At 50.1% G+C, this 7202-nt stretch carries 11 protein-coding genes and 1 pseudogene; 9 read left to right on the top strand and 3 right to left on the bottom strand.

The window, feature by feature from the left end; translation table 11 throughout:
* Positions 1-149 (top strand): annotated as a pseudogene (gene tuf / locus VB081_RS13410) (elongation factor Tu); the annotation flags it as partial.
* Between the two features lie 53 nt (positions 150-202).
* On the opposite strand, the gene VB081_RS13405 reads toward tuf, so the two are convergent.
* The 3 genes from VB081_RS13405 to VB081_RS13395 form a co-directional block, all read right to left on the bottom strand.
* The gene (locus VB081_RS13405) at positions 203-667 is read right to left on the bottom strand and encodes an RpiB/LacA/LacB family sugar-phosphate isomerase (protein ID WP_323401284.1); all 465 of its coding nucleotides are present in this window, start codon (positions 665-667) and stop codon (positions 203-205) included.
* Between the two features lie 126 nt (positions 668-793).
* Positions 794-2158 carry a sodium-dependent transporter gene (locus VB081_RS13400; protein ID WP_323401283.1) on the bottom strand — a complete coding sequence of 455 codons (1365 nt, stop codon included), beginning with the start codon at positions 2156-2158 and terminating at the stop codon, positions 794-796.
* A 48-nt stretch (positions 2159-2206) separates the two neighbouring features.
* Entirely contained in the window at positions 2207-3010 is an 804-nt protein-coding gene (locus tag VB081_RS13395; RefSeq protein WP_323401282.1) for a ZIP family metal transporter, read from the bottom strand.
* 441 nt (positions 3011-3451) lie between these two features.
* Between VB081_RS13395 and rpsJ the strand changes: the two genes are divergently transcribed.
* The 8 genes from rpsJ to VB081_RS13355 all read left to right on the top strand — a co-directional run.
* The gene (gene rpsJ, locus VB081_RS13390; protein ID WP_323401281.1) at positions 3452-3760 is read left to right on the top strand and encodes a 30S ribosomal protein S10; all 309 of its coding nucleotides are present in this window, start codon (positions 3452-3454) and stop codon (positions 3758-3760) included.
* Between the two features lie 27 nt (positions 3761-3787).
* Positions 3788-4417, top strand: coding sequence for a 50S ribosomal protein L3 (gene rplC, locus VB081_RS13385; protein WP_323401280.1), 630 nt, complete (start codon positions 3788-3790; stop codon positions 4415-4417).
* A 31-nt stretch (positions 4418-4448) separates the two neighbouring features.
* Complete coding sequence (gene rplD / locus VB081_RS13380) at positions 4449-5069, top strand: 50S ribosomal protein L4 (protein WP_323401279.1); 621 nt, start codon at positions 4449-4451, stop codon at positions 5067-5069.
* Positions 5069-5365, top strand: a complete 297-nt coding sequence (gene rplW, locus VB081_RS13375; protein ID WP_323401278.1) for a 50S ribosomal protein L23 — start codon at positions 5069-5071, stop codon at positions 5363-5365. Before rplD ends, rplW begins: the two co-directional genes overlap by 1 nt.
* 23 nt (positions 5366-5388) lie before the next feature.
* Positions 5389-6222: a 50S ribosomal protein L2 gene (rplB, locus tag VB081_RS13370; RefSeq protein ID WP_323401277.1), complete on the top strand. Its 834-nt coding sequence runs from the start codon at positions 5389-5391 to the stop codon at positions 6220-6222.
* Positions 6223-6244: 22 nt separating this feature from the next.
* The gene (gene rpsS / locus VB081_RS13365) at positions 6245-6517 is read left to right on the top strand and encodes a 30S ribosomal protein S19 (RefSeq protein ID WP_323401276.1); all 273 of its coding nucleotides are present in this window, start codon (positions 6245-6247) and stop codon (positions 6515-6517) included.
* Positions 6518-6538: 21 nt separating this feature from the next.
* On the top strand, positions 6539-6925 hold the full coding sequence (rplV, locus tag VB081_RS13360; RefSeq protein ID WP_323401275.1) for a 50S ribosomal protein L22: 387 nt from the start codon (positions 6539-6541) through the stop codon (positions 6923-6925).
* Between the two features lie 11 nt (positions 6926-6936).
* A partial coding sequence (locus VB081_RS13355) for a KH domain-containing protein (RefSeq protein WP_323401274.1) occupies positions 6937-7202 on the top strand: 266 nt, incomplete at its 3' end.

Here is a 7202-nt window from a genome sequence, read left to right as displayed (position 1 = left end):
GCACGGAGATGGTAATGCCGGGAGATAACATCGAGATGGAGATCAAGCTGATCACGCCGATCGCGATCGAAGAAGGACTGCGGTTCGCAATTCGAGAAGGCGGACGTACGGTAGGGTCTGGGGTAGTATCCGGCGTTATCGTTGACTAATCAGAGACAAAGCAAAAGAGCAGGTATCTGTACCTGCTCTTTTTTGTTGCCGCTTAGCGGTATATTTCTGATTCGACTTCTGCAAAGGCCAAAGATTCTTTGGCGCATTTTTCTTTCATCTCGGGGCTAAGACCCTCCATGTGCTGTGCGTTGAGCCACGCATTGGCCATCTCGACGCCAAGCACATGGCCGACGATGAACCCGCCCATGCACAGGACATTGGTATTGTTGACGGCCTTGGAGCGCCATGCGGTATACACACTTTCGCACAGGCCTGCGTATACGCCCCTGTACTTATTGGCGATGATGCTGATGCCCATGCCTGTGCCGCACATCATGATGCCGCGGTCGTATTCGCCGCTCTGCACACCCTTTGCCACTGCTTTTGCGACGTCCTGATACAAAAGTGGAGCACCGGGGGATACGTCAAATATCTCGTATCCTTTGGATAACAGGTCCGCCTTCACGGCTTCTTTGAGATCATACCCGCCAAAATCGCCGCCCATAATAATCTTCATATATATGTCACCTTCCTTTTCCGATAGATATATTAAAGGTAGCATATCAAAAAAAGCAATGTCAATCACATTGCAGGGTTTCCAAAAAGAAGAAATGAATTTCATGTTATGAAAAATGGATTGAGATTACATCAGGATGTAGCCTTGCACAAATATATACAGGATGATGAAAGGCAGCACATATTTGCAGTACCACTGTATTTTGGAGGGGAACATCAGGCCACGCCCGGTGTTTGCTTCGGCAATAAAAGGTTCCCAGCCCCAGCCATACCGCGTCGTACAAAACAAAAGATAGACGAGGGAACCTAAGGGCAGGAGATTGTTGCTGACAATAAAGTTTTCCAGATCGAGGATCGTGCTTCCGGGGCCAAGCGGCGCAAAACCGGAAAGCAGGTTGAACCCGAGGACGCACGGCAAAGCGAGCCCAATCATGAGGAACGTATTGATCAGGGCGGATTTCCTGCGCGACCAGCCAAACAAATCCATACCAAAGGAAAGGATGTTTTCAAATACGGCAATGACTGTGGAAAAGGCGGCAAAGACCATGAAGATATAGAAAAATATGCCCCATACCTGTCCGCCGGGCATGGAGTTGAAGATATTGGGTAGGGTGACAAAAATAAGCCCCGGGCCTTCGCCGGGATTTACGCCAAAGGAGAAGCATGCGGGAAAAATGATCAGTCCTGCGAGCAAGGCGACAAAGGTATCGAGCGCGGTGATGCTCAAAGATTCGCCAAACAGCCGCCGCTCACGGCTCAGATAGCTGCCGAAGATCGCCATACTGCCGATGCCGACACTGAGCGTAAAAAACGCCTGCCCCATGGCGGCAAAGATCACGTTGGCAAGGCCGTGCTCCATCAGCTTTGAAAAGTCGGGCTTCAAATAAAATTCAATCCCGGCCTGTGCCCCCGGCAGTGTGACCGCACGGATCACTAGGACGACCATGACAACGAGCAGGCTGGTCATCATAAATTTTGAAACTTTTTCGAGTCCCTTTCGTACGCCGAGAGCACATACGATAAAGCCAAGTGCAGTGATGAGCACCATCCAGCCAATCTGTGGCATGGGATCGGCTTGTACTGCTGCAAATTCTGCGGCAACGCCCTGTGCGGACAGTCCTGCAAAGTCGCCAGCCGCAGTTTTGAACAGATAAGCGGCCATCCAGCCTGCAATTGTAGTATAAAACATCATCAGCAGATAGTTTCCTGCAATGGCGATGTAACCGTGAAAATGCCACTTGCTGCCCTTGGGTTCAAGCGCTTGAAAAGAACGGGCTACGCTTTTTTTGCTTGCGCGCCCGACTGAAAATTCCATGACGAGGATCGGAAGACCGAGAATGACCAGAAAGAAAAGAAAGATAATAATGAAAGCCGCGCCGCCGTACTGTCCTACAATATACGGAAAACGCCATACGTTACCAAGTCCGATCGCACAGCCTGCGGAGATCAGAATAAAACCGATCCGTGAACCAAATGTTTCGCGCTGTTTCAAACGGCTATCCCCCAGAAAAATGATAGATACATATTATGGTAGGAATGCTCAGCCAAGCGCCACATCGAGTATCATCATGATGATAAAGCCGACCATCACGCCTGCGGTACCCGAATGGGAGTGCTCGCCAAGGTGTGCTTCGGGGATCAATTCTTCTACGACAACGTAGATCATTGCTCCTGCAGCAAAGGCAAGAAGCCAGGGCATTATGCCTGTAATGGAACCGATCAGCAGAACACCGATCACGGCGGCGATCGGTTCGACCGCGCCCGAGAGTGTGCCCCACATAAAGGCTTTGCCACGCGACAGTCCCTCCTGGCGCAGTGGCAGTGAAATGGCAGCGCCTTCCGGAATGTTTTGCAGGGCGATGCCGATCGCGAGTGCAACAGCGGAAGCAAGCGTAACTGCGTTGCCGCCCGAACCTGCCGCAATGGCAAAGGCAAGCCCTACGGCAAGCCCCTCCGGAATGTTGTGCAGGGTGACGGCCAAAAACAACATGGAGCGCTTGCCCAGATGGGCGTGGATCCCCTCGGGTTTGTCGCTGCCCGGATGTTGGTGCGGGATCAGGTGATCCAGCGCAAACAGGAAAAGTCCGCCAATCGCGAACCCGCCTGCCGCAGGTATCCACCCTGTCATGCCTTGCTCCTCTGCCATCTCTATGGCGGGAATGAGCAAAGACCATACGGAGGCGGCGATCATGACGCCCGCCGCAAACCCCAGAAAGACGCGCTGCATCTTCTGGTTGATCTCTCCGCGGAAAAAGAATACGAACGACGAACCAAGCGTAGTTGCCGCAAAAGTTACCAGCGTGCCTGCGAGCGCAAGCAGTATCGGGCTTGTTTGTGTCCACATAACCAATTCCCCCTGTTAGTAAAACTCTCTTCATAAATAAGCAAAAACAGTGTGGATGAAACAACTTTCATTAAAGTATACAGTATTCTGTTATAGATAGAAAGCGAGCCGGGTAACTATATCTTGTGGTGTTTTTTTATGGGAAACACTATTTTCCGCTTTTTGGAAAAAATGCAAAAAAAGTTCGAAAAAATGCTTGAAATCAAGGTTTCCATGTTGTATAATTTAGTACGTTGCGCTATGTGCGCGCATTTTGAGTTGAGGCGAGAGGTTCCCGATCAGCCATCGGATAGTTCCCGCTGATAAGCGTCCGGACTCGATTCGGATGACTCCAAAAGGGGCAGAAACAGGGTTTTCTGTCCGAAAAAACCAATGCGATACACACGGCTATGTGTATCGGCGAGGACGGCCTTGTGCCGCGGAACAAAGGAGGATAAATAAATGGCAAGCCAGAGAATCAGAATCAAACTGAAAGCTTATGACCACAACCTGATCGACCAGAGCGCTCAGAGAATTGTGGAAACAGCAAAACGTACAGGCGCTAAGATTTCAGGTCCTGTACCGCTCCCTACGAGCAAAGAGATCATCACGATCCTTCGTGCAACGCACAAATATAAGGATTCCAGAGAACAATTTGAAATCAAAACACACAAACGCTTGATAGATATACTCGAAGCAAACGCTAAGACAACGGATGCGCTCATGCGTCTCGACCTGCCTGCAGGCGTGGACATCGAAATCAAACTGTAAAACAAGCGATAAGACGGAGGAGAAAACATGAAAGCTATACTGGGTGAAAAAGTCGGTATGACTCAGATCTTCACAGAAGATGGCAGAGTCGTTCCCGTGACAGTAGTGAAAGCCGGACCTTGCGTTATCGTTCAGAAGAAAACGGTAGAATCAGACGGTTACAACGCACTGCAGATCGGATTTGGTGAAATCAAAGAGAAAAACGTGAACAAGCCTAAAAAAGGCCATTTCAGCAAAGTGAAGGCAACGCCTACGCGTTACCTGCGCGAATTCCGCTTGGAAGATGCGTCTGAGCTTGAAGCGGGCACGGAAATCAAAGCGGACGTTTTCGAAGCGGGCGAGAAGATCGACGTTTCGGCTACTTCTAAGGGTAAAGGTTTTCAGGGCAATATCGTGCGCTGGGGCCAGCACAGAGGGCCGATGAGCCACGGTAGCCGTTATCACAGGCGCCCCGGTTCTATGGGTGCGTGCGCATCCCCTGCGAAAGTCATGAAAGGCAAACGCCTTCCGGGGCATATGGGTGTTGAAAAAATCACCGTGCAGAACCTGGAAGTCGTCAAAGTGGATGTAGACAAAAACCTGATCTTAATCAAGGGCGCGATCCCCGGATCGAAGGGCGGCCTTGTAACAATTAAAAAAAGCGTGAAATCGCGCTAAGACCGCTTGATGAAGAAGGAGGAAAGCAATTATGCCAAACGTATCAGTTTATAAGACCGACGGCAAAGAAGCTGGAAAAATCCAGCTGAGCGATAAAGTCTTCGGCGCAGAGATAAATAAAGTAGTGATGCACGACGCAGTTGTTGCGCACCTGGCAAACAAAAGACAGGGCACACAATCCGCGCTCACACGCAGCGAAGTTCGCGGCGGCGGCATCAAACCTTTCAGACAGAAGGGTACAGGCAGGGCCCGCCAGGGCACGATCCGCGCGCCTCAAATGACGCACGGTGGCGTCGTATTTGCGCCTAAGCCGAGAAGCTATGACAAGAAGCTCAACAAGAAGGTACGCGCACTCGCGCTGTGCTCCGCACTTTCCCAAAAGGTTGCGGACAAGGATATGATCGTGATGGAAGACCTTAAGATGAAGGCTCCCAAAACGAAGGAAATGGTGGCGATCTTAAAGAACCTGAATGCAGCAAAAGCGCTTATCGTGACAAACGGTAAGGACGAAGACGTTGTGCGTGCAGCAGGAAATATCCAGGGAGTAAAAACGACGCTCGCAGCGACGCTCAGCGTTTATGACATCCTGAGATATGACAAGTTCATCATCACCAAAGATGCGGTAAAAGCAATCGAGGAGGTGTACGCGTAATGAAAGATATGCATGATATCATTATAAAGCCCATTCTTTCAGAGAAAAGCTACGACCTGATCCCCAAGAAAACATACACGTTTTTGGTGGATACAAGAGCAAATAAAACGCAGATCAAGTCGGCGGTAGAAGAAATCTTTGAGGTGAAAGTGAAAGCGGTCACCACTTCCCGTAAACAGGGCAAACTGAAAAGACAGGGACGCACGGAGGGCAGAAGGCCCGAAACGAAAAAAGCTTATGTGACGCTCACGAAAGAATCCAAAGCGATTGAATTCTTCGAGAGCATGGCACAATAAGCGGCTAGGGAGGTTATTTATTTATGGCTATTAAGAAATACAACCCAACTTCTCCGGGCAGAAGGTTCATGTCGGTTTCGGCGTTTGCAGAGATCACAACGACCACACCCGAAAAATCGCTGCTGGTTTCCTTAAAGAAATCGGGTGGCAGAAACGTACATGGTAAGATCACTGTCCGCCATGTGGGCGGCGGCGCGAAGAGAAAATATAGGATCATCGATTTTAAACGCAACAAGGACGGTATCCCGGCTAAGGTTGCGACCATCGAATACGATCCGAACAGAAGCGCAAACATTGCCCTCCTTCATTATCTGGATGGCGAAAAGAGATATATCATCGCTCCGGTTGGCCTCAAAGTCGGCGACAAAGTCGTTTCCGGCCCGGAAGCGGACATCAAGCCCGGCAACGCGTTGCCGCTTGCGTCTATCCCGGTCGGTACGATGATCCACAATGTGGAGATGAAGCCCGGCAAAGGTGCGCAGCTCGTGAGAAGCGCGGGCAACGCAGCACAGCTGATGGCGAAAGAAGGCGCGTATGCGCAGGTAAGACTTCCTTCTGGCGAAGTGAGGATGATCCCGGTTGTCGCAAAAGCAACGATCGGTCAGGTCGGCAATGCCGATCAGGAAAACATCAACATCGGTAAAGCGGGAAGAAAGCGTCATATGGGTGTCCGCCCGACAGTGCGCGGTAGCGTAATGAACCCGAACGACCATCCGCATGGTGGTGGTGAAGGTAAAGCGCCGATCGGACGTCCGGGTCCTGTAACGCCGTGGGGTAAGCCTACGCTTGGGTACAAGACGCGGAAGAAGAAAAACCCGACGAACCAATTTATCGTAAAACGCAGAAACGCTAAATAATTGAAGGAGTGAATTTGCAGATATGAGTAGGTCAATAAAAAAAGGACCATTTATAAATGAAAAGCTTCTGGCACGCATCGTTGAGATGAACGAGAAAAATGAGAAAAAAGTGCTGAAGACATGGTCGCGTCCGTCGACGATCTTCCCGGATATGGTAGGACACACGATCGGCGTACATGACGGCAGAAAATTTGTTCCCGTTTATGTGACGGAGGACATGGTAGGACACAAGTTAGGCGAATTTGCCCCGACGAGGACATACAGGGGTCACGCGGGCGAGAAATCGTCCAGATAACCGAGAGGAGGGTAAAGCATTATGGCTACAAGACAAAGAGAAAAAGCCGCAAAACGGCAAGAAGAAAAAGATAGAAGACCAAAATCCATCGCAAAATACTTTCGCATTTCCTCCCGCAAGGTTAAGGCTGTGATCGACCTCATCAGGGGACTTTCCGTAGCGGATGCGAAGGCAGTTCTTATGAACACGCCCAACGGCGCTACAGAACCCGTCGGAAAGCTTCTGAATTCTGCGATTGCAAATGCGGAAAACAACATGAATATTTCGGCAGATACGCTGTTCGTTGCAGAAGTTTTTGCTGATCAGGGCCCCACGCTCAAACGGTTTCGGCCGCGCGCGCAGGGCAGGGCGACTCGGATTCGCAAGAGAACGAGTCACATCACAATTATCTTGGATCAGGTCAAATAAGGAGGTACACGATGGGTCAAAAAGTACATCCCCATGGTTTTAGGGTAGGCGTCATCAAAGATTGGGATGCCAGATGGACGGCGAAAAAGTCCAAATTTGCGGACTATATCGTTGAAGATGATAAAATCAGAAAATTCTTGAAAAAGAAATTATATGCTGCGGGCATTTCGAAGATCGAGATCGAACGTGCGGCGCAGAAGGTTTCCGTCAATATCTTTACCGGCAAGCCCGGTATCGTGATCGGAAAAGGCGGCACAGGCGTAGAGCTTCTGAAAAA

This window comes from Christensenella sp. (assembly GCF_034927525.1).
In the GTDB taxonomy this organism is placed as follows: domain Bacteria; phylum Bacillota; class Clostridia; order Christensenellales; family Christensenellaceae; genus Christensenella.
The sequence above is the reverse complement of the archived record's forward strand: the minus strand, read 5'-3'. Positions and strand labels throughout refer to the sequence as shown.